The sequence below is a fragment of the Nocardia pseudovaccinii NBRC 100343 genome, from assembly GCF_001613225.1.
Taxonomy (GTDB): Bacteria; Actinomycetota; Actinomycetes; order Mycobacteriales; family Mycobacteriaceae; genus Nocardia; species Nocardia pseudovaccinii.
This window is the reverse complement of the sequence record NZ_BDBY01000261.1, coordinates 1-22391: the sequence shown is the minus strand read 5'-3', so window position 1 is coordinate 22391 and position 22391 is coordinate 1. Positions and strand designations below refer to the sequence as shown.

The following is a 22391-nucleotide window of genomic DNA, read 5'->3' as shown; positions in this document are numbered from 1 at the left end:
TCAGCCACTGTAGTCAGAGCGACGGATGACAGGTAGCGGCCCCGTCCGCGGCACCACCGGCATGGAGCCGGTCCGCTGCGATTCCTCTTGCGCGTGCTGCGCCTCGGCCAGTTGTCTCGGCGAATAGCGCAATGTCAGCGCGATGAAACCCGCCAGCACCGCGACCAGCGAGCAGACCGCGAGCACCAGCGTGTATCCGCTGCCGAGCGCGAAGATCTCGGCCTCGTTCATATCGGCCGCCTTACCGGTGCGCCCGCCCATCGACATGGTGCGCGATGCCGCGATGGGAGTGAGCAGACCGATGAATACCGGCGTCGCCAGGTTCATGAACATCTGACCCACCGCGGACAGCGGACCGATATCGGACGCAGGCACCCCGACGAGCACGCACAGCGGCGCGAGCACCATTGCCACGCCGACGCCGAAGCCGATCACGATCAACAGCGGCAGCAGGGTGGTCAGGTAATTCACGCCGCCGTCGAGCTGCGAGCCGACCAGCAGTCCGGCGGCCAGCACGAATGCCGCGCCGCACACCAACCAGCGCGGCGCGACGAACAACGCCGCTTTGGAGGCCACCGCGCCGCCGATGCCGATGCCGATGGTGAACGGGATCGAAGCGATACCCGCGACCAGCGGTCCGTAGCCGAGCACATTCTGCAGGAACTGCGCGACGAAGAAGGTCATCGCACCGAGCACGCCACCGGCCAGGAAGATCAGCATGAAGGTGGTGACCCGATCGCGGCTGTCGAACAGCGACCACGGCAGCAGCGGGTCTTCGACGGTGCGCTCGACGACCACGAAGACGATCAGCAGCAACGCACCTGCCATCAGCGCGCCGATAACGGCCGGACTCCCCCAGCCCAACTCGGGCCCCTCGGTCGCGCCGAACACGATCGACGCGCAGGCCACGGTGCCGAGCACCGCACCCTTGATATCGAGTGCGGATCGATGATGTTCGGTATCCGCGAGTTGGGACAGCGCACCGAGGATGATCAGGACACCGATGGGCACATTGATCAGGAAGATCCACCGCCAGGACAGCTGGGTCAGCGCACCGCCGACCACCAGACCGCCGACCGAGCCGATACCGACCATCGAGCCGACGATCGCAATAGCCTGATTACGCGCCTTCCCCGGCGCGAAGGTGGTTGCCACCAGTGCAAATGCCGTCGGCGCCGCAATCGCCGCGCCCGCGCCCTGCACGGCTCGGGCCGCGATCAACATGGCCTGGCTCTGCGCCAACCCGCACAGCAGCGAGGCGATGGTGAACATCCCGACGCCCAGGATCAGCATGCGCTTGCGACCGAACGCATCCCCGAGTCGCCCACCGAGCAGCATCAGCCCCGCGAAGGTCAGACCGTAGGAGGTCACCGTCCACGCGCCGCCCGCGCTGGACATGCCCATCTCTTCCTGCAGCCGCGGCAGCGCGAAAATGACCACGGTGCCGTCGAGCACAACCATCAGCTGCAGCCCGCTCAGCACGAGAATGGCGAGCCCGAAGGCCCGCTGCGTCACCGGGTACTGCGTCTTCGCAGGGGGGTTATCGAGCACGGTGAGCCACTGTAATTGATCCGGAACCCGGGTCTCCGCTCCCGCGGGTGCGATTCATCTAGTCATAGCGAAAGTCACTAGTCGGTTGTGAGACCCTCCAGTTGCGGGAGTCCAGCGGTTGTGCAGCATCACCCGGTGGAGGACTCGGCTCGCGCTGCGGCGGATTCGGTGGAGAAGCCCGCTGTGGGGCCGATCACAACGATCGCGGGCGGGCGGATGGCTTCTTCGCGAACGCGAGCGGCGACAGTGCCGAGGTCCGCACGCAGCACGCGTTGGGTGCGCAGGGTGCCCTCCTGGATCACCGTGGCCGGGGTGTCGGCCGGTCGGCCGCCCTCGATGAGAGCCGTGGCGAATTGTTCGATGCGCTCGACCGCCATCATGAGCACGATGGTGCCGCGCAGGCGGGCCAGTGCGGGCCAGTCGACGAGGGAATCCGGATGGTCGGGTGCGACGTGACCACTGACCACCACGAATTCATGGGTGACGCCGCGATGGGTCACCGGAATGCCCGCGGCGGCGGGGACGGAGATGGGGCTGGTGATGCCGGGGACCACGGTCACCGGAATGCCTTCCTCGACGCAGGCCTCGAGCTCCTCGTAGCCGCGCCCGAACACATACGGGTCGCCGCCCTTGAGCCGCACCACGAACTTGCCCGCCTTGGCGCCCTCGATCAGTGCGGAATTGATCGCCTCCTGCGCCATCGCCCGCCCGTACGGAATCTTGGCCGCGTCGATCACCTCGACGTCCGAGCCGAGTTCGGCGAGCAGCTCCGGCGGTGCGAGCCGGTCGGCGACAACGAGATTCGCGCGGGCCAGCAGGCGGCGGCCGCGCACCGTGATCAGATCCGGATCGCCGGGACCGCCGCCGACCAGCGCGACACCCGGGGTGATCGGCGTCGAATCGTCGGTCACCACACCTGATTGCAGCGCCTCGAGCAATGCGTTGCGCACCGTCGCGGATCGCCGGTGCTGACCACCGGCGAGCACGCCGAGCGTGAGGCCGTCGTGCCGAGCTGTCGCCGGAGTTACCGCGGTGCCCAGCCGCGCCACGTCGGCGCGCACACAGAAGATCCGTCGCCGCGTGGCCTCCTCGACGACCGCGGCATTGGTCTCGGGTTCGTCGGTGCATGCGATCGCGTACCAGGCGCCGTCCAGATCGCCGTCGGCGTAGGCGCGCAATGTCAGCGTGAGTTGCCCCGACGTAGCCATTCCCTCCACGGCCGGGGTGACTTCGCGACTGATGACGTGCACGTCCGCCCCGGAGGCGATCAATAGGCCGAGCCTGCGCTGCGCGACCGTCCCCCCGCCGACCACGACGACGCGCCGCCCATCGAGATCGAGCCCGACCAGGTAGTTCGGATCACTCGCGGGACGGTCGGCCGGGTTGATTTCCGGCTGGTCATCGATAGGTACTGACGTGTTCGGCACAATGTTCGAGCCTACGTCCTGTGCGCGCGTGCCCGGCAATCACCCGCCGCGGACAGCCTCCCTATACTTCTGCGCATGCATCGCTGGGGCCGGGCGGCGGTATCGGCAACGTTGATCGGGTGGCTCGCGTCGGGCGTTGCCGCGCAGGCAGATCCGGGGCCATATGTCCTCGCCGCGGGAACCGAGGGCGACCTACTTTCCGGCCGGACCGCAGGCGGTCACGGAGCATATCGGGTTCGGCTGCAGGTTGGAGCCATGACATGACACAGGCGGAACAACTGCTGGAGATGGCTTACCAGGAGGCACTGCGCGGCCGGACCGAAGGCGGGATTCCGATCGGCGCGGCCCTGTTCGCGACCGATGGCACCCTGCTCGGACGCGGGCACAACCGGCGGGTGCAGTCCGGTGATCCCAGCATGCACGCCGAAACCGATGCGTTCCGCAATGCGGGCCGCCGCCGCGACTACGGCTCGACCATCATGGTGACCACCCTGTCACCGTGCTGGTACTGCAGCGGGCTGGTGCGCCAGTTCGGGATCGGTGCGGTGATCATCGGGGAAGCGCAGACCTTCTGCGGCGGGCATGACTGGCTGGCCGAGCACGGCGTCGCGGTGACCGTGCTCGAAGACCAGCGCTGCATCGACCTGATGGCCGAATTCATCGCCGACCAACCGCTGCTCTGGCACGAGGACATCGGGGTGGCTGAGGATTGATGTCGGACAAACGATTTCAGCGGAAGTACGGATAGTCCTGCACCCAGCTGAATCCACGGCCGCGCAGCGGGAAGCCGTTCAGATCGACCTGCTGCAAGGTGATGGTCACCGGCCGACCGTTCAGCTGCCCGTTCAGCGTCAGACGGTCAGGCGCAAGCTGTTCGAAGGTGAAGTCGGCGATCTGGGCGGGTTGCGCGTCCGGCCGCTCCGGCGGCGCGGACACCGAGATCTTGTGGGCGGCGGCATCGACGGAGGGGACGGCGGGCACCAGGCTGCCGTCCATCTTCTGGTAGGTCATCCCGGCTACGTCGAAAACAACTCGCTGCCAACGAGTTTCGTCAGTGGTCAGCGGCGGGACCGGCACACCGTCCTGGGTGAATTCCGATACCGCCCAGATCCCGTACAGCGGCGGCTTCGGGCTGCCACCGCCGCCTTCGTTCCAATATTTCAGGCCGGTGTGCACGAAGCCCACGGCCATCCACAGCCCCAGAGCGACTTGCAGAGCGATCGCAATCCGGCGAGTTCGGTTGCCGCGGAACGGATCCGGCTGTGTGGCGGGTTCGGACGGCCGGTTCAGCACCAGCATATTCGCCAACCGCCGCGCCTGCGGTGCGAGCAGCACCATGCTCAGCAGCATGAGGTGGAAGGCCAGGATCTTGACCGGGACGTCGAAGGTCATATTGAGCACGAACACCTGCGCCAAGCTCACCAGGCTCAGCATTGCGCCGAGCGTCGCGGTCCTCGGCAGGAAGAGCAGCAGTCCGCCCAGCACTTCGGCACAGCCGAGCAGGATCTCGTAGGCGGGTGAACTCCCGACCTGGTTCCACAACACCGAGGCGGGGCTGAACTCACCGTAGGGCTGCAGCAGTTTCGCCAGCGTCGGCTCCGGCATCTGCGTCGGAATCGCCTTGGCGAACCCGTAGAGCAGCATCTGACCGCCCAGGCACATACGGATGAAGAGCAGGAACCAGGCCTGAAGCTGCCGATAGTTCGGCCTGCGCCGGTCCAGCGCGGTCCAGACGAGGGTCGCCACCGCGGCGGCGATCAGCACACAGAGGACGAATGTCCAGATGAAGTATTGGTCGCCGCTGCCCGAATCCTCGTGCAGCACGACATCGGTATCGAAGAACAGCCGTCCGGCGGGCTCGATGACCGGGCGCAAGGCGCGAAATTCCCAGAGCACGGCATTCTCGGACAGCGAACCGGCGAGCGGCCCGGCGAAGGCGAACGGAATCTGAGTGAACAGCAGGCAGAACAGTCCGAAATAGCCGAAGGAGAACCGAAAAGCAATCCTGGTCAACGGATTCCACCGCACAGGCCGCTCGGGCGGTATGACGCTTTCTTTTCGATCGAGAATCTCTGCACCGACCGCACTCACGCCGATCCCTCCCTCGCACGACTCCACGTCAGCCGACGGTATCGGCGACGAAGCCCCGGCCGCTTCCAGGAAAACCCCGATTCGAACCCCCATCCATCGGCGTACGCGACTCCGCCGGAAGTATGACCCCCACCTGGTGCAGTGGATTGTCAATACCGAATATCACCCAGTGAGGGTCGCTCGATTTCTTCGAATTTCTGCGGTAAGCACCGACTAGAACGCGTTACAGTTTCCGCAGGCACATGCGTCAGGAGGACAAAGAATGGCCGACGATCCCGATCCCACCGCGCGACGGCAGTTGACCGTCAGCGCGCGGGACCTCGACACCCTCGCCGAGGACCTGTCCCGGTGGCTGGACGGCAAGGTCCACGCGGATCACCCGCCCAAGATATCGGCGCTGTCGCGGCCGCAGGGTGCGGGGATGTCGAGTCCGACGGTGCTGTTCGACGCCGAATGGAGTGTGGACGGGCGCGCGGACGGTGGTTCGTTCGTGGCCAGGATGACACCGGAGGCCGACTCGTTCCCGGTCTTCGAGAACTACGATCTGGAGCTGCAATATCAGATCATGGCCGGAGTCGCGGCCGCCTCGGCGGTGCCGGTTCCCGAGCTGCGCTGGCTGGAGACCGACGAGAAGCCGCTCGGCACAAAGTTTTTCGTGATGCGGCGGGTCGATGGGCGGGTGCCGTCGGACAACCCACCGTATGTGTTCATCGGCTGGCTCTTCGACGCGAGTCCCGAGGAGCGGGCGGAATTGACCGCGAAGACCGTCGAGGTCATTGCGAAGGTGCACGAAATCCCCGATCCGGCAACGCGATTCCCGATGCTGGACGGTCCCGGTCAAGCGCTGCGCCGACATGTCGAATGGCACCGCAACTGGTACCGCTGGGCATTGGCCGATGACGGCTACCCGATTCCCCTGATCGAGCGGACCTTCGACTGGCTCGACGCGCACTGGCCCGCCGATCCAGGTCCGGACGTACTGAGTTGGGGCGATTCGCGACCGGGCAACATCATGTACGACGGCTTCACCCCGGTCGGGGTACTCGATTGGGAGATGGCCGGACTCGGCCCGCGCGAACTGGATATCGCCTGGGTCATCTTCATTCACCGCTTCTTCCAGGACCTTGCCACCCGCTTCGATCAGCCAGGGCTGCCGGACTTCCTGCGGCGCGCGGATGTCGTCGCGAAATACGAGGAGACCACCGGATATACGGTTCGGGATCTCGACTTCTACATCGTGTACGCCGCGCTGCGGCACGCGATCGTGATGGCCAGGGTCAAGCGCCGGATGATCCACTTCGGCGAGGACACCGACACCCCCGATCGCGACGACTACGTGATGCACCGAGCAAGCCTGGAGGCGCTGCTCGACGGAACCTACGAATGGGATTAGAGGAAATCATGGCTGCATCTGATGGTCGCTCCGCAGGCTCCGCTCCCTCGCCCCTCGACGAATACCCCATCCACCAGACCCACCTGTCCATGTCCCGAGTCGCCAGCAGCGACCGGAACTTCTACGACAGAAGCTATTTCAACGGTCACGACCGCGATGGCGGCACCTTCTTCGTCACCGGCGGCGGGGTGTATCCGAACCTCGGGGTGATCGACGCGTACGCCTGCGTCCGGCGTGGCGACATCCAGCGCACGGTCCGCTTCTCCGACGCGCTCGGCGATCGCGGCGTCGAGTTGCGCGTCGGCGGCTACCGCATCGAGGTGCAGGAACCGCTGCAGCGGATCCGGGTGATCTGCGAGCACGATGATCTCGGCTTCGACCTCACCTGGCACGGATCCTTCCCCACCGTCGAGGAACAACCGCATCTGATCCTCAACGGCAACCGGCCGATCATCCAGGCCACCCGGTTCGCACAGGTCGGCTCGTGGGAGGGAACGCTGCACGTCGACGGCACGGATCTCACGGTCGACCCGGCCGTCTGGATGGGCACCAGGGACCGCTCCTGGGGCATTCGCCCGGTCGGCGAACCCGAGCCGCCGGGCCGGGCTGCCGCCGAACCGTCCGGCGGATTCTGGTGGATGTACGTGCCGCTGCGCTTCGACGATTTCGCCATCGTGCTGATCCTGCAGGAGGAACCGGACGGCAAACGCACCCTCAACGACGCCGTCCGCATCTTCCCGGACGGTCGCACCGAACAGCTGGGATGGCCGCGCTACCACATCGAATACCGCTCCGGCACAAGGCATCCCATCGGCGCGCGGCTGGAGATGACCACCCAGGACGGTAAGCCGCTGGAGGTCGAAGTACGGACCGTCACCAATATCCCCCTGCACGTCGGCTGCGGATACGGCGGGGATCCGGACTGGTTGCACGGTCGATGGATGGGTCGCGACTGGTCCTCCAGCAGCAGTTACGACCTCACCGATCCGGCGATCGCGGGGCGCATCCCGTTCGGGGTCATCGATCATGTCGCGCACGCGCGCTGCGGGGATGCCGAGGGGTGGGGCCTGTTCGAACACGGAAGTCTCGGGCGGCACGATCCGACCGGGTTCGCCGACTGGGGTTCGGTCGCGCCGTAGGGTTTTCGGTGGGCACGTGCTCGTGCGTGCCCACCGGATTCAGCTCGTCGGCCGTGCCGACTCGCGACGTCCGACGGGCTTCCCGCGACTGAGAACCGTCCTGCTGGCGGGCGCGGCCGATCCCTGGCACCATGCCGCTCCACCGGCGAAACATCTTGCTGAACAAGGTGATTCGGCGGAAGCTTTGTCTGGTTGCGTAAGCGACCGATCGTCCATACCCGTGCCAACGGGTCGGCACCGCCCGAGGGGTCATCATGACAAGTCTTCCCGCATTCCCCGCCGCCGACGAAAGCCCGCTCGACACCTGCATCCGGCTACAGCAGACCGCACCGGTGGTCGAAGTGGAATTCCCGGGCGGCGTGCCCGCCTATTTGGCCTTGACGCACAACGCCGTTGCGGAAGTCCTCGCTGGCGACAACAAGACCTTCGCCAGGGACCCGAAGCATTGGCCCGCGCTATACGACGGATCGATACCGGAGGATTGGCCGCTACGGGCCATCGTCCAAGGCGACCACCTGTCGACCAAGGATGGCGAGGATCACCGTCGGCTGCGTGGTCTGGTCGGGAAGGGATTCACACCTCGACGGGTGCAGGCGATGGAACCGCGCATCCAAGAGCTCATCGACAGTCTGTTGGACGAGGTGATCGCCACAGGTGACGGGGTGGATCTGGTACCGACCTTCACCGACGCACTGCCGATGGCGGTCATCGCCGAATTGTTCGGTGTGCCCGAAGCAGACCGGCCACGGCTGCGGAAATGGACCTCCACTCTGCTGGCGCATACCACCCCGCCGGAGGTGGCGTTCGCGACCCAGAACGAACTCGGGGCTTTCCTGCACGAATTGGTGCGGCACAAGCAACAGGAACCCGGCGACGACCTGACCTCGGATCTGGTGCAGGCCCGCGATGCGGACGATCGGCTCACCACCGACGAATTGGTCGGCGTGCTCTGGTTGATGCTGATCGCCGGTCACGAGACCACGGTGCATCTGCTCGGTCACGCCGTCGTCGCACTGCATCGGAACCCCGATCAGCTGGCAGTGGCCAAGGCCGAAGACCGTTGGGCCGATGTGGTCGAGGAAACGCTGCGGTACCGCCATTCGGTGATGATGACCAGCTACCGGTTCACGCTGACCGATGTGACGATCGCCGGGGTCGCCATTCCCAAGGGGAATGCGGTCGGTGTGGTCTATCAGGCGACCGGCGTCGATCCGGAGAAGTACGGCGCGACCGCGAACCAGTTCGATCTCACCCGCGAACAGACGGGCCATCTCGGCTTCGGACACGGAGCGCGCTACTGCATCGGCGCACCGCTCGCCCGATCGGAGAGCCGACTCGCCCTCGCCTCGCTCTACCGGCGGCTACCCGACCTGCGGCTCACCATCGATCCGGACGACATTCCCTACTCGCCGTCGTTCTTCACCATCGGCCCGTTGTCCCTGCCGATCGAATTGGGAAAGGTGTCCTGACTCTCGTTATGTCAGTGGCGATTTCGGGGTGAGCGCGGCCGCGATCACTATTCCGTCGACGGTCCGCTTGGGAATAACGAGCGGACCGTCGGCGGCCAGTAGCGCGGCCGCCTCGGCGACGCTGGCGGTGCCGAGTGCGTCATCGGTGCGTGCCGAGGGATTCGGGACGTCGACCTGGGCGAGTTCGGCCGCTGTGAATGTGCGGACCGAGACGCCCAAACCAGCGGCGGCAGGACGAAGTTCCTCGGCGCGTCGATCGATGGTCGCGAGGCAGGCAATAGGCTTGTCGCCCAGCGCTTCTCGCAGCGCATGCAGAATCCGTCCGGTCGGTGTGCCCGACCGGAACCCGAGACCAACAGCCAGTTCGGGCGCTCGCGGATGTCCTGCTGGCGCTGCCGTCGTATCGCACAGCGCTGCCACGGGATCGTGTGGATCTACTGCCGGACCAGGCTGTGCCGCAAACGAGTCAGGCCGAATCACCGGTGCGGCGGTGCGCAACTCGGGCGGGTCAGACGGTTGCACGGGTGCGGGCGTAGTCGGCGGCTGCCGCGACGAAACGGCTTGTGGCTCTGGGGTTTCCGGCGGGATGGGTGTGCAGGTACGAGGCGTGGACACGGTGGATGAGAGCGCCATCGCGGATGCGATCGCCTGCGGTGTGCCAACCCCAGGCGGGAGTATCGGTGCCGGTGGTGACCAGGCGGGTGCGGTGGAATTCGTGGCCGCGCACCCGTTCTCCCGCGCGCCATAGAGCGGAATCGGCCAGCGCCACGGCATCTCGATAGCCGAGGGACAGGCGGGGTCCGAATTCGGCTGTCGCATCGACCACACCCGCCATCGGATGGCCATCCAGCGAGCGGCAGAGATACAGGAGTCCAGCACATTCGGCATGCACCGGAAGGCCTGCCCCGGCCTGCTCGGCGACTTGGCCCAACAGCCGATCATTGGCCGCCAATGCCGCCGCATGCTCCTCCGGAAACCCGCCGGGCAATACCAAACCGGCTGTCCCCGTGGGAAGTTCATCCCGCATCGGATCGAAGACCACAACCCGTGCCCCTGCGGCCTCCAACAGCTCCCGGTGCTCCGCATACCCGAACGTGAAGGCAGGTCCGCCAGCCATCGCGATCACCGGATCGAGCCCGGACCGCGTGGCCGCACCCCCGACACGTGTGGCCGCCGGCGCCGCACGACCCGCTGCGGCCGCATCGGCTGAACGCGCTCCGTTGGCGACGCCCGCAGGAGCACCAGTCCCGCGACTCGAACCAACCGCTCCGAGCTCGGGGATGTGCCCAGCGGATGCAGCCGTGCGACTGGCACCCGCAGGAGCATTCGAACGACTCGCGCCCCCCGCAAACGCGCTGGTCACGACGGCGGACACCGCTTCGTCCACGCTCGCTGCCGCGTTGCTCGCGGACACCGAATCTTCGGTTTCACCAATCGCGGTTGCGGGATCCCAAGCCGGAGTCGTGACGGTCGAGCGGGCGAGGCGGGCGATGGTGGGAAGGTCGACGTGGGCGGCGACCAGGTCGGTCATTGCTTCGACGGCGGCGGTGGCGGCGTGGCCGTGTTCGACCGCGGGAATGAGGCCGAGGTGGCGGGAGGGGACCTCGAGCTCGGCCATGCGCGGTAGTGATCCGAGGACCGGAAGGCCGACTCGGTCGCAGGCGGCGCGCAGTACCTGGTCGTGACGCTCGCTGCCGACGCGGTTGAGGATGACGCCGCCCAAGCTGATCGCAGAGTCGAAGGTGGCGAAGCCGTGCAGGAGAGCGGCGAGACTCTGACTGTGGCCGCGGGCATCGACGACCAAAATTACTGGGGCGCCGAGTAATCCGGCGACCTGCGCGGTGGATCCTTCGGCGATCGGTGCGGCATGGTGCTCGTCTATGCGGCCGTCGAACAGACCCATGACGCCCTCGACCACCGCCAGATCACACCCCTGGGCACCGTGGCGGTACAGCGGTACAACGCGTTCGGCGCCGAACAGCACCGGATCGAGATTGCGACCGGGCCGCCCAGCCGCCAGGCCGTGATACCCCGGATCGATATAGTCCGGCCCCACCTTGAACGGTGCCACCCGATGCCCAGCGCGCCGCAGCGCCCCGATCAGACCGGTCGCAAGTGTCGTCTTCCCACTGCCCGAAGCGGGCGCGGCGATCACCACCGCCGGAACCTGCCCCGCGCTCACCACGGCCGCAGGCTTTCGCGGGCTTCGTCCCCCTTGTGTATGCCCGCACCGTGCGCCGATCCCGATACGGAGTGCCAATTCCCCGACGCCTCGGACCGGACCGTACTCCAAGGAGTCGAGCGATCAGAACGCACGCTGGCACACGAATGCGGAGTACCGACCCCCAGCAGCTTTCGGTAGGTCGAGTGATCACCAAGCGCTGGTGCGGGCAAACCCCGAGTACCGGCCTCCGCCAGTGCATTCTCGAGCGGCTCCGCGGTGGGTGAGGTCACCATTCGATTCCTCGCTGGCCCTTGCGGCCCGCATCCATGGGGTGCTTGAGCTTGGTCATTTCGGTGACGAGGTCGGCGGCATTCACGAGGGCTGCGGGGGCATCGCGGCCGGTGATGACTACATGTTGGTTACCCGGGCGGTTGCGGAGGGTTTCGATGACCTCGTCGATATCGACCCAGCCCCATTTGAGGGGGTACGTGAATTCGTCGAGGACGTAGAAGCGGTGTTGCTCGGCCTGCAGCCTGCGCGCGATCTCGCGCCACCCGGCCAGCGCGGCGGCCGCATGGTCCTCATCGGTGCCCTGCTTGCGGGTCCACGACCACCCCTCACCCATCTTGTGCCATTCGACCGGCCCACCGACACCGGTCTCCTCGTGCAGGCTGCCGAGGGTGCGAAATGCCGCTTCCTCCCCCACCTTCCACTTGGCACTCTTGACGAACTGGAATACCGCTATATCGAATCCCTGATTCCACGCCCGCAACGCCATCCCGAACGCGGCCGTCGATTTACCCTTCCCCGGCCCGGTATGCACCGCGAGCACCGGCAGATTCCGCCGCTGCCGCGTCGTCAGCCCATCATCCGGAACCGTCTCCGGCACACCCTTAGGCATCGAAACTCCTCGGTAGCCAATCGATCAGAACTTCCATCCGACCGCCCGGCGGCCGAACTCGCGAAAAGTAATGGCCCCCAAGGCGCTCGCGCGCAAGCAACCCGATCGGCGGTGATTCCGAGCCGATCGACGACCGAAGGCGCGGAGAGTCCCCCGCACAGGTTCGCCCGCCAGCCTTCTCCGCGCCGTGATGACGCAAGACGGATCGAGATGCCGATGCGATCATGTGCCGAGAGGCCGAATACCGCTGTTCGGCTACGGGTTCGGTAGGTAGATCCGCCACGATCAGGCCGCTCGTGTCACGCCGGGGCGACCGGAACCCGCACGGACGACATCGGCGACCGAGTCACCGGTCAGTTCGGCGAGTTGGAGGTAGCCCGCGCGCAGGGTGCGGGCCAGGTCGGCGGCGAGGCCCAGGCGGACCATGCCGCGTTCGCAGTCCACGACGATCGAGGTGATCGCCTCGGCGGCAAGCAGATTCGCAGCGGCACGGGCGCGGGGCACCGGATCGACACCGCCGGTGGCGCGGCCGTCGGTGAGCAGGACGAGCATCGGGCGGCGGCGCGGATCGCGGACGCGTTCGCGGTGCACGACCTCGCGGGCCTTCAAAAGCCCTGCGGCGAGTGGGGTTTTACCGCCGGTGCGAATACCGGACAGGCGTCGCACCGCGATATCCACCGAGGAGGTCGGCGGTAGGACGAGTTCGGCTTCTACGCCTCGCACGGTGATCACGGCGACCTTGTCCCGCCGCTGGTAGGCGTCACGCAGCAAAGCGACGACCGCGCCGGTAACCGCCGATAGACGGTCGCGCGCCGCCATGGATCCGGAGGCATCGACCACAAATACCACCAGATTGCCCTCGCGCCCTTCGCGATACGCGCCGCGCAGATCCTCGGCGGCCAGTCTCAGCGGGCCGTCGGCACGGCCGCGGGAGTGCTGGTGCGGTGCGGCGGCGAATACGGTGCCGAGCAGGTGCAGGCCGCCGGAGGTATCGGTACTGGACCGCACCGTGCGTCCCTGCCTGGTCTGTGCGCGCGAACGGCGGCCCGCCGCCCCCTCACCTATGCCGGGCACCTCCCAACGCGGCGGTGTCACAACGGATGTCGCGGGCGCGCCGATACGCCCCTCGCGCGCGGACGGTGACTGCCCGCCGCCCGGCGAATCCGGTCCATCGCCGTCGGGGGCTGGCGCACCTCCAGGGCCTGGACCACCATCTGGATCGTCGTCCGGGCCTCGATCATCCGGGCCACCGTTACTGGGCCCATCACCTCGATCGTTCGCATTGCTCAACGCACGATCGACATCGCTGGGGCCGCCATCCGGACCACCACGCGAACCCTCATCGTTCGACCGGCCGTTGTCGAGCTCATCCCCCGCAAGATCCTCCGCCCCCTGCTCCAATTCCGCACGCTCGCTGGACTTTTCCGCCTCTTCCCCGGCGGCGCGCATCGCGTCGTCCAGCTGCTCTTCGCTGATCCCGGGCTCATCGAACGGATCCCGCCGCCGCCGATGCGGCAATGCCAGCTCGGCCGCAACCCGCACATCCACCTCTGCCACCGCGTCCGCCCCACGCCAGGCCGCATGTGCGGTAGCGGTCCTGGCAACCACAAGATCCGCCCGCATCCCATCCACATCGAATGACGCACACAGCGCCGCGATCCGCCGCAACTCCACATCATCGAGCGCGACGGAAGCGGCCCGCTCACGGGCGGTGAGAATCCGCTCGGCCACCTCCCGATCGGCCGCGGCATAGCGTGCGGCGAATCCGGCCGGATCTGCCTCGTAGTCCAGCCGACGCCGCACCACCGACATCCGCATGTCCACATTCCGCGAGGCCGCGACATCGACGGTGAGCCCGAACCGGTCCAGTAGCTGCGGCCGCAGCTCACCTTCCTCCGGATTCATGGTGCCGACCAGCACGAATCGTGCCGGATGCGAATGCGAGACGCCATCGCGCTCGATATGCACCCGCCCCATCGCGGCGGCATCGAGCAGCACGTCCACCAGGTGGTCGTGCAGCAGATTCACCTCATCGACGTAGAGCACGCCGTGATGCGCGGCCGCCAACAGTCCGGGCCGGAACGCCTGCTCGCCGTCGCGCAGCACCCGCTCCAGATCCAGAGAACCGACCACTCGGTCTTCTGTGGCCCCCACCGGCAACTCGACCAGCCGAGCGGGCCGCGCACCCGTCTCATCGACAATGGGCGGCAGCAATTGCGCAAGCGCCCGCACCACAGTCGATTTCGCGGTTCCCTTCTCCCCGCGCACCAAGACACCGCCGATCCCGGGATGCACCGCACACAGGATCAACGCCAGCTGCAACCGCTCCTGCCCCACCACCGCCGAGAACGGAAAGCCCGCATCACCATCGGCACCGGAACGAGCCCCGGTCAGCGAAGAGGCATGCGGCGCGGTTTCGGTACGGGACATTGACACGCCCCAGACTCTATTAGCGCCACCACACCCACCTCCCAGCACCCTCCACTGCGGGACCTCCAGGGGCCGCATTGAGGGAAGGAGCGAGCCTTCCACTCAATAGGGGCCGCGAACACGCCGCGCCCACGCGGCCAACAACAGAGCTCAGCCCTTGCGCATGGGCAAATGCATGATGCCGTCTTCTTCGAACTCGTCGCCGTCGGGTTTGAACCCGAACTTGGCGTACAAGTCGACCAGATAGGTCTGGGCACTCAAGCGCACAGTCGCCGAACCCGCCTCGGCGAGCGCGGCCTGCACCAGCCGGGTGGTGTACCCGTGCCCGCGCGCCGGAACCGACGTGCACACCCGGCCGATGCGGAACGATTTCACGCCGTTCTCGTGCTCCTCGGTCAACCGCAGCGTCGAGATGATCTCGCCCTCGTCATCGAGCCAGAAATGGCGTGTCTCCGGCAGCAGGTCGAAACCGTCCAGCTCCGGGTACGCGCATTTCTGCTCGACGACAAATACTTCGACGCGAAGCTTCAACAGCTGGTACAGGGTGGCGGTGTCGAGATCGAGCGCCCAGGACCGTTTGAGTGCAACCGTTGACATCATCGCGTCTTGCTATCACAACTACGCGATCGGCGCGACCCCTGCGTGCTTCGGCGTGTTGTCCGACACACCGTTCAGGTTCAGGGTTTTGGTCGACCAATCCCAGACTTCCTGGAACAGCGCCTGGTTCTCCGAGAGCTTCACGCCCAGCGAGGGCACCATTTCCTTCAGCTTGGGCGACCAGTCGTCGTATTCGCGCGGGAAGCACCGCTGCAGCACGTCGATCATGGCGCTCACACAGGTCGACGCGCCGGGTGACGCGCCGAGCAGACCCGCAATGGTGCCGTCTTCGGCGGCGATGACCGCCGTGCCGAACTCGAGCACACCGCCCGCACCCTTGCGCCGGATGACCTGCACGCGCTGCCCCGCGGTGATCAGCTCCCAGTCGTGGCCGTCCGCGCGCGGAATGAACTCCTCCAGCGTGGCCACCTTGCCCGCCTCGGACTTGAGCAGCTCGCTGACCAGGTACTTGGTCAGGCCGAGTTCGGTGACGCCGACGCCGAGCAGCGAGAAGATGTTGTTCGGCTTGACCGACTTGAACAGATCGGTGTTCTTACCGTCCTTGAGGAACTTCGGCGTCCACCCGGCGTACGGGCCGAACAGCAGGCCGGGACGGCCCTTGATGATGCGAGTGTCCAAGTGCGGCACCGACATCGGCGGTGCGCCGACGGCGGCCTTGCCGTAGACCTTGGCCTCGTGCTTGTAGATCAGATCCGGGTTGGTGCAGCGGATGAACTGACCGCTGATCGGGAAGCCGCCGAACCCCTTGGCCTCCTTGATGCCCGACTTCTGCAGCAGCGGCAGCGCACCGCCACCGGCGCCGACGAAGACGAATTTGCTGATGAGCGTCCGGGTTTGGCGAGTACGCAGGTTACGCACCTTGACCAGCCAGGAGCCGTCGGACTGCTTGGTGAGGTCGCGTACCTCGTGACCGAAGGCCAGATCGACGCCGGAGCGGCCGAGGTAGGCCAGCAGTTCGCTGGTGAGCGAACCGAAGTCGATATCGGTGCCCTCATCGGTCCAGTTGAGCGCGATCGGATCGGAGAAGTCGCGGCCCCTGGCCATCAGCGGCAGCCGCTTGGCGAATTCGTCGGGGCTGTCGACGTATTCCATCGTCGAGAACAGCGGATGCCGCGACAGCGCCTCGTACCGCTTGCGTAGGTAGTCCACATTGTCCGCGCCGTGCACGAAGCTGACGTGCGGGATGGGGTTGATGAAGGCGGAGGGATCGCCGAGGATGCCGTTCTCCACGCCGTAGGACCAGAACTGGCGCGAGACCTGGAAGCGCTCGTTGATGTCGATGGCCTTGCTGATATCGACCGAGCCGTCCGGATTCTGCGGGCTGTAGTTCAGTTCGCACAGTGCGGAGTGTCCGGTGCCCGCGTTGTTCCACGGATCGCTGCTCTCGGCGGCGGCCGCGTCCAGCCGCTCGAATAGGGAGATCGACCATTCCGGCTGCAACTGCCGAAGCAGTGCGCCGAGAGTGGCACTCATGATGCCGGCACCGATGAGTACTACATCGGTCTTTTCAGTCATGGCAGCGTTCGGCACGGGTAGATCGACTTCCTTGTCCTTCTGCGCACGCCCACCCCCACGGTGGGCCTGCTGGGCACGGGCGCTATGTGGTTGTTGCGAGTCCTGCGTGACTCGGCGAGGTGTAGGTTACCCGCCGTTCACCTAGCCCAATTGTGCACCTCACCTGTTCGAAGTCCGGCAACGAACCTACTGAATGTGACATAGATTCCTTCCTGGGTTCGACCTTCGAAACCGCCCTGACGTCGCCTAGATTGATCCTTGTGACGAATAAAGCTTCGCTCAGCGTGTCCGATATCACCGCCCCGGCAGCCGAGCGATGGCAGCCAGATGTCCTCGGTGCGGGCTATGAGCAGCGCAGTCTGCCGCTCGGTCCGGACCCCGATGGTGAGGGCGAGGCCGTCGCGACCCTCGTTCGCTACACCCCCGACACCGGTGCCACCACCGAACCCGCGGTGCTGTACGTGCACGGTTTCACCGACTACTTCTTCCAACAGCATCTGGCCGAGCACTTCGCCGGGCGCGGACATCGGTTCTACGCGCTGGATCTGCGCAAGTGCGGTCGCTCGCTGCGCGACGGCCAGACACCGCACTACGTCACCGATCTGGCCCTCTACGACGCCGAGCTGAACGAGTCACTGCGCGTCGTCCAGGAAGAGGCGGGCGACAACGTGCTGCTGGTCGCGCATTCGACCGGCGGACTCATCGTGTCGCTCTGGCTGAATCGGCTCAACCAGGCGAAGGGCACGGCCAAGTCGGGCATTGTCGGCCTGGTGCTGAACAGCCCTTGGTTCGACCTGCAGGGCCCGGCGTACTACCGGACCATCGGCACCCCGGTGATCAAGATGCTCGGCCGGATCCGGTCGATGGTCGAACTACCCGGCAACAAGATCAGCTCCTACGGCGACAGCCTGCACCACAGCGTCGCGGGCGAGTGGGATTACAACCTGGATTGGAAGCCGCTGACGGGCTTCCCGGTCCGGCTCGGCTGGCTGCGCGCGATCCGCAACGGGCACGCCCAGCTGCAGGCGGGGCTCTCGGTCGGCGTGCCCGCGTTGATTCTGCGTTCGCGCATCACGAAATTCGCGCGCAAGTACGGTCCGGCCGTCGATGTGGCGGATGCGGTGCTCGATGTGCGCCAGATCCAGCGCTGGTCGGGCTGCCTCGGTGATCGGACCAATATCGTCCCGATCGACGGCGCGCGCCACGATGTCTTCCTGTCCTCGGCCGAACCGCTGGCCAAGGCCTTCGCCGAACTCGACAGCTGGCTGGACTGGCTGGCGGTCTTCCATCGGAAGACCGCCGGATCACCAGAGGCTGGTGCGTAGCACGATCTCGGTGGCCAATTCGTGGTCGGCCTCGGTCGCCACATTGTCGACGTCGATCTCCACGACCCGGAATTCGCCGTAGACGTAGCGACCGGAGGCATCCGCGACCGAACGCGGCAGATTCTTGGTGACCAGCACGGTGGCGGCGACCTCCACCGGCCGACACGTGGGGTCCGCGACAGCGCCGTCGGCGGCCGGAATCGCGGGATGGCCGCGATCGGCGACGACAAGGCTGATGAACCGGCCGAAACCGCCCGCGCAGACCTGCCAGCCCAGCTGCGCGCCCGCGCCGCGTCCGGCGACATTCACCCATGGAATGCCGAGTTCGTCGAGGATGGCGTGCACACCCGCCGGATCCAGGTCCGCTATCGATTCCACCGCGATGGTGCGCAGGTCCGAGGTGTGCAACCGCGCGCACACCTGGTCGTAGACGTCGACCGGATCACCGGCATCGGGCAACAGCAGCACGCTGTGCCGAGACTCCGGGCCGTCGACCCGTACGGTCCATGCCCGGTCACCGACCGTGATCCGCCGAGATTTCACCCGAAATACGGTACACGCCCGAAGTCAACTTCTCGGTCCGTACGGGCGCGAGCTTGCAGCTCTGACCGGCGTCGCGTTGACCGCGTGGTCGGCGGCGTGACTCACTGCCCAGCCCGCCACACCGCGTGCGGCGATGTTGCGGGCCGCGTTCACATCAGCGTATTCAGCGAAGCCGCATGGCGCACACGGAAAGTGGCTTGGTTCGGCCGGTTTTGCTTCGACACATGCCCATTTCGGCGATTGTGCGGGCTGATCAAAAGGGTGTGCTGCCGACTCCCAGGCCCGAGACGATGGTCGGCAGATCGGTGGGTGCACCGTCGGTGAGCAGGCGTTCGATATGGGCGATGTCGAGGTGCTGTTCGAGCAGGTCGGCGAGCAGGTCGAGTTGGGACGAGCGGATCGCGGCTACCGAAGTATTCCCGGCGACGGCGAAACCGTGCCGTCCGGCGTGGGCGGCGACCTCGCGGAGCCAGGAGCGACGGAACTCATCCGATTCCAGCAGGCCGTGCAGGTGTGTGCCCCAGATCGCGTCGCGCGCAGTGCCCTCCGCGGTCGGGGAGCCGTCCAGCTCCAGCCAGGCCGGATCACCGCTGCGCTCGACGCGACCGTGGTGAATCTCGTAGCCGTGTACGGGAATTCCGTTACCACGCCCGGTGCTGCGCCGCAGCACCTTCGGGTCGGCGAATTCGATCTCCAGATCGAGCAGACCCAGACCCTCGACCGCCCCCGTACCCGATTCGACCCGGTCGACGATGCGACTTCCGAGCATCTGATATCCGCCGCAGATGCCGAGGATCGGCCGCCCGGATGCGGCTCTGGCCTGTAGCGCATCGGCAATTCCGGTGCGCCGCAACCACTCCAGATCCGAGACGGTCGCCTTACTGCCCGGCAGCACCACCAGATCGGCATCGGCCAGCCGGGACGGTTCGCCGACCCAGCGCACCGCGACACCTGGCTCACAGGCCAACGCTTCGATATCGGTGGAATTGGAGATGCGCGGCAAACGGATCGCGGCGACCGTGAGCCATTCGGCGCCGACCGGCGGGCTGGGACGGCCGACCGGCGTGTCGGCGACCGTGCCGAGCGAGTCCTCCGCGTCGATCCACAGTTCGTCCGCGTAGGGAATGACACCGAGTGTGCGACGTCCGGTCAGCTCGGTGAGCCGGTCGAGTCCGGGACGCAGCAATTCTGCATCGCCGCGGAACTTGTTGACGATGAAGCCGGAGATCAGTTGCTGGTCTTCGGGTTCGAGGACGGCCACGGTGCCGAACAGGTGCGCGAGCACGCCGCCGCGGTCGATATCGCCGACCACGAGCACCGGCAGTCGCGCCGCCTGGGCAAGCCCCATATTCGCCAGATCGGTGGCGCGCAGATTGATTTCGGCGGGCGAACCGGCGCCCTCGCAGATCACCACATCGAATTCGGTGCGCAGCGAATCCAGTTCGGCGGCAACGACTTCGCGTAGGTCCTGGCGATGCTGGAAATAGTCACGCGCGCCGACGGTGCCGATGGCCTTGCCGCGCACCACGAGTTGGGAGCGTCGGTCGCTGCCGGGTTTGAGCAGGACCGGATTGAACCGGACACTCGGCTCGAGCCCGCACGCCGCCGCCTGCAGGGCCTGGGCGCGACCGATCTCGCCGCCATCGAGGGTGACCACCGAATTGTTGGACATGTTCTGTGCCTTGAACGGCGCGACTCGAACACCGCGCCGGGCGAACATGCGGCAAAGTCCGGCCACCACAACGCTTTTCCCGGCGTCGGAAGTTGTTCCGGCGATCAGCAGCGCGCCCTTCAATGCGCTGGTCACGGCGCGAGCCTGCGCGGTCCACTCGTCACGGCACGGTGAGAATCTCGGCGCCCATGTCGGTCACGACCAACGTGTGTTCGAACTGCGCCGTCCACTTGCGGTCCTTGGTGACCACGGTCCAGCCGTCGTCCCAGATCTCGTAGTCGATACCGCCGAGGTTGATCATCGGCTCGATGGTGAAGGTCATGCCCGGCTCGATGACCGATTCGATGGCGGGCTGGTCGTAGTGCAGGATGACCAGGCCGCTGTGGAAGGTGGGGCCGACGCCGTGCCCGGTGAAATCGCGCACCACGCCGTAGCCGAAGCGGTTGGCGTAGGACTCGATGACGCGTCCGATCACATTGAGCGCCCGGCCCGGCCGAACCGCCTTGATGGCCCGCATGGTCGCCTCGTGCGTGCGCTCGACCAGCAGTCGCACCTCCTCGTCGACATCACCGGCCAGGAAGGTCTTATTGGTGTCGCCGTGCACGCCGTCGATATAGGCGGTCACGTCGATATTGACGATGTCGCCGTCCTCGATCACCGTCGAATCCGGAATGCCGTGGCAGATCACCTCGTTCAGCGAGGTGCAGCACGACTTCGGAAAACCCTTGTAGCCCAAGGTCGATGGATATGCGCCGTGGTCGCACATGTATTCGTGCGCGATGCGGTCCAGCTCATCGGTGGTGACACCGGGTGCGACCGCCTTGCCCGCCTCCTCGAGCGCCTGCGCCGCGATCTTGCCCGCGATCCGCATCTTCTCGATGGTCTCGGCCGTCTGCACCCAGGGTTCACGGCCCTCGTTCACGGTCTTCTTCCACGCATACTCCGGACGCTCGATCGAGCGCGGAACCTCACGGGTGGGCGAGAGCGTGCCGGGAACAAGCGGCTGGCGGGTACGCACTGACATGGATCAAGAGTATCCGCACCGGTCATCGCGCACTGTCCTTGCCCGAGCCGCGAACGCGCGGTCAACTGAAGGAATAGTTGCGGACCACGGTCCGTTTAGGCTGGTGGTTGACGTAGAAACTTCACACGAACAGGACTCGAGCTGTGGAACTGGGACTCACGACTTTCGCGGAGCTGTACCCGGTCGGCGACCGACCGGCGCCCACCGCGGCCGAACGGCTGCGCGAGGTGGTGGACGAGGCGGTCACCACCGAGCGCGCCGGACTCGACGTCTATGGCGTCGGCGAACATCACCGCAAGGATTTCGCGGCATCCGCGCCGGCGGTCGTCCTGGCCGCGATCGCGGCACGGACCGAGCGCATCCAGCTGACCAGCGCGGTCAGCGTGCTGAGCTCGGATGATCCGGTACGGATGTACCAGGATTTCGCCACGCTGGACGGACTCTCGAACGGTCGCGCCGAGTTGATGGCCGGACGCGGTTCGTTCACCGAGAGCTTTCCCCTGTTCGGTTACGACCTGAGCGACTATGACGAGCTCTTCGAGGAGAAACTGGCGCTGCTGCTGCACATTCGCGGGGACAAGCCGGTGACCTGGAACGGCAAATTCCGTGCCCCGCTGCGCGATGCGGTGATCTACCCGCGCACCGACAACCGGCCGCTGCCGGTCTGGATCGCGGTGGGCGGCAGCCCGGAATCCGTGGTCCGCGCCGGATTGCTCGGCCTACCGCTGGCGATCGCGATCATCGGCGGCCAGCCCGCCCGTTTCAAGCCGCTGGTGGATCTGTACCACCGGGCACTCGAACAGGGCGGCCACGAGCAGCAGCCGGTGGCGGTGCACGCGCACGGCTATATCGCCGATACCGACGAACAGGCCGCCGCCGACTTCTACGCGCCGTACGCCGGGGCGATGAGCACCATTGGGCGCGAACGCGGTTGGGGCCCGATGACCCGCGCACAGTTCGATGCCCTGCGCTCCCAGAGCGGTTCGCTCTTCGTGGGCACCCCGGACTACGTCGCGGAAAAGATCACCGACATCCGCGACACCCTCGGCCTGGACCGCTTCATGCTGCACACCAGCGTCGGCACCCTGCCGCACGAAAAGGTGCTGCACAACATCGAATTGCTCGGCGC

General features: G+C 66.4%; 18 protein-coding genes. 6 read left to right on the top strand and 12 right to left on the bottom strand.

All coding sequences use genetic code 11. The annotated features are described in order from the left end of the window. A complete protein-coding gene (locus NP3_RS32385) occupies positions 1-1551 on the bottom strand; it encodes an MFS transporter (protein ID WP_084509306.1) in 1551 nt (516 codons plus the stop codon). Between the two features lie 128 nt (positions 1552-1679). Next, positions 1680-2939 carry a uroporphyrinogen-III C-methyltransferase gene (cobA, locus tag NP3_RS32380; RefSeq protein ID WP_063045552.1) on the bottom strand — a complete coding sequence of 420 codons (1260 nt, stop codon included), beginning with the start codon at positions 2937-2939 and terminating at the stop codon, positions 1680-1682. Positions 2940-3238: 299 nt separating this feature from the next. Between cobA and NP3_RS32375 the strand changes: the two genes are divergently transcribed. Further along, the gene (locus NP3_RS32375) at positions 3239-3691 is read left to right on the top strand and encodes a nucleoside deaminase (RefSeq protein ID WP_084509304.1); all 453 of its coding nucleotides are present in this window, start codon (positions 3239-3241) and stop codon (positions 3689-3691) included. Positions 3692-3707: 16 nt separating this feature from the next. On the opposite strand, the gene NP3_RS32370 is transcribed toward NP3_RS32375, so the two are convergent. Then, on the bottom strand, positions 3708-5069 hold the full coding sequence (locus NP3_RS32370) for a DoxX family protein (RefSeq protein ID WP_084509302.1): 1362 nt from the start codon (positions 5067-5069) through the stop codon (positions 3708-3710). Between the two features lie 262 nt (positions 5070-5331). Between NP3_RS32370 and NP3_RS32365 the strand changes: the two genes are divergently transcribed. The 3 genes from NP3_RS32365 to NP3_RS32355 all read left to right on the top strand — a co-directional run bounded on the left by NP3_RS32365 (position 5332) and on the right by NP3_RS32355 (position 9070). Then, positions 5332-6462, top strand: coding sequence for a phosphotransferase family protein (locus NP3_RS32365; protein WP_063045538.1), 1131 nt, complete (start codon positions 5332-5334; stop codon positions 6460-6462). Positions 6463-6470: 8 nt separating this feature from the next. Next, on the top strand, positions 6471-7601 hold the full coding sequence (locus tag NP3_RS32360) for an Rv3169 family protein (RefSeq protein WP_084509300.1): 1131 nt from the start codon (positions 6471-6473) through the stop codon (positions 7599-7601). Positions 7602-7855: 254 nt separating this feature from the next. Then, positions 7856-9070 carry a cytochrome P450 family protein gene (locus NP3_RS32355; RefSeq protein ID WP_063045536.1) on the top strand — a complete coding sequence of 405 codons (1215 nt, stop codon included), beginning with the start codon at positions 7856-7858 and terminating at the stop codon, positions 9068-9070. Between the two features lie 6 nt (positions 9071-9076). On the opposite strand, the gene NP3_RS32350 is transcribed toward NP3_RS32355, so the two are convergent. The 6 genes from NP3_RS32350 to mqo all read right to left on the bottom strand — a co-directional run bounded on the left by NP3_RS32350 (position 9077) and on the right by mqo (position 16698). Further along, positions 9077-9490: a cobalamin biosynthesis protein gene (locus tag NP3_RS32350; protein WP_169814618.1), complete on the bottom strand. Its 414-nt coding sequence runs from the start codon at positions 9488-9490 to the stop codon at positions 9077-9079. An 88-nt stretch (positions 9491-9578) separates the two neighbouring features. Then, a complete protein-coding gene (locus NP3_RS32345) occupies positions 9579-11255 on the bottom strand; it encodes a cobyrinic acid a,c-diamide synthase CobB (protein ID WP_245721201.1) in 1677 nt (558 codons plus the stop codon). Between the two features lie 265 nt (positions 11256-11520). Continuing rightward, the gene (gene cobO / locus NP3_RS32340) at positions 11521-12135 is read right to left on the bottom strand and encodes a cob(I)yrinic acid a,c-diamide adenosyltransferase (protein ID WP_063045534.1); all 615 of its coding nucleotides are present in this window, start codon (positions 12133-12135) and stop codon (positions 11521-11523) included. A gap of 285 nt (positions 12136-12420) precedes the next feature. Then, positions 12421-14565: a VWA domain-containing protein gene (locus NP3_RS32335; RefSeq protein WP_084509298.1), complete on the bottom strand. Its 2145-nt coding sequence runs from the start codon at positions 14563-14565 to the stop codon at positions 12421-12423. Positions 14566-14715: 150 nt separating this feature from the next. Next, entirely contained in the window at positions 14716-15165 is a 450-nt protein-coding gene (locus tag NP3_RS32330) for a GNAT family N-acetyltransferase (RefSeq protein WP_063045533.1), read from the bottom strand. A gap of 18 nt (positions 15166-15183) precedes the next feature. Next, positions 15184-16698, bottom strand: a complete 1515-nt coding sequence (gene mqo / locus NP3_RS32325; RefSeq protein ID WP_063045532.1) for a malate dehydrogenase (quinone) — start codon at positions 16696-16698, stop codon at positions 15184-15186. Positions 16699-16958: 260 nt separating this feature from the next. On the opposite strand from mqo, the gene NP3_RS32320 reads away from it, so the two are divergent. Then, positions 16959-18023, top strand: a complete 1065-nt coding sequence (locus tag NP3_RS32320) for an alpha/beta hydrolase (protein ID WP_084509296.1) — start codon at positions 16959-16961, stop codon at positions 18021-18023. On the opposite strand, the gene NP3_RS32315 is transcribed toward NP3_RS32320, so the two are convergent. The 3 genes from NP3_RS32315 to map form a co-directional block, all read right to left on the bottom strand. Then, a complete protein-coding gene (locus tag NP3_RS32315; protein WP_063045531.1) occupies positions 18003-18566 on the bottom strand; it encodes a hypothetical protein in 564 nt (187 codons plus the stop codon). The genes NP3_RS32320 and NP3_RS32315 overlap by 21 nt on opposite strands. A 253-nt stretch (positions 18567-18819) precedes the next feature. After that, positions 18820-20361: a cobyric acid synthase gene (locus NP3_RS32310; protein ID WP_174566292.1), complete on the bottom strand. Its 1542-nt coding sequence runs from the start codon at positions 20359-20361 to the stop codon at positions 18820-18822. A 37-nt stretch (positions 20362-20398) separates the two neighbouring features. Beyond that, entirely contained in the window at positions 20399-21262 is an 864-nt protein-coding gene (gene map / locus NP3_RS32305; protein ID WP_063045529.1) for a type I methionyl aminopeptidase, read from the bottom strand. 143 nt (positions 21263-21405) lie between these two features. Here map and NP3_RS32300 point away from each other — a divergent pair. Beyond that, positions 21406-22391: LLM class flavin-dependent oxidoreductase (locus NP3_RS32300; protein ID WP_063045528.1), on the top strand; the 986-nt coding region annotated here is incomplete at its 3' end.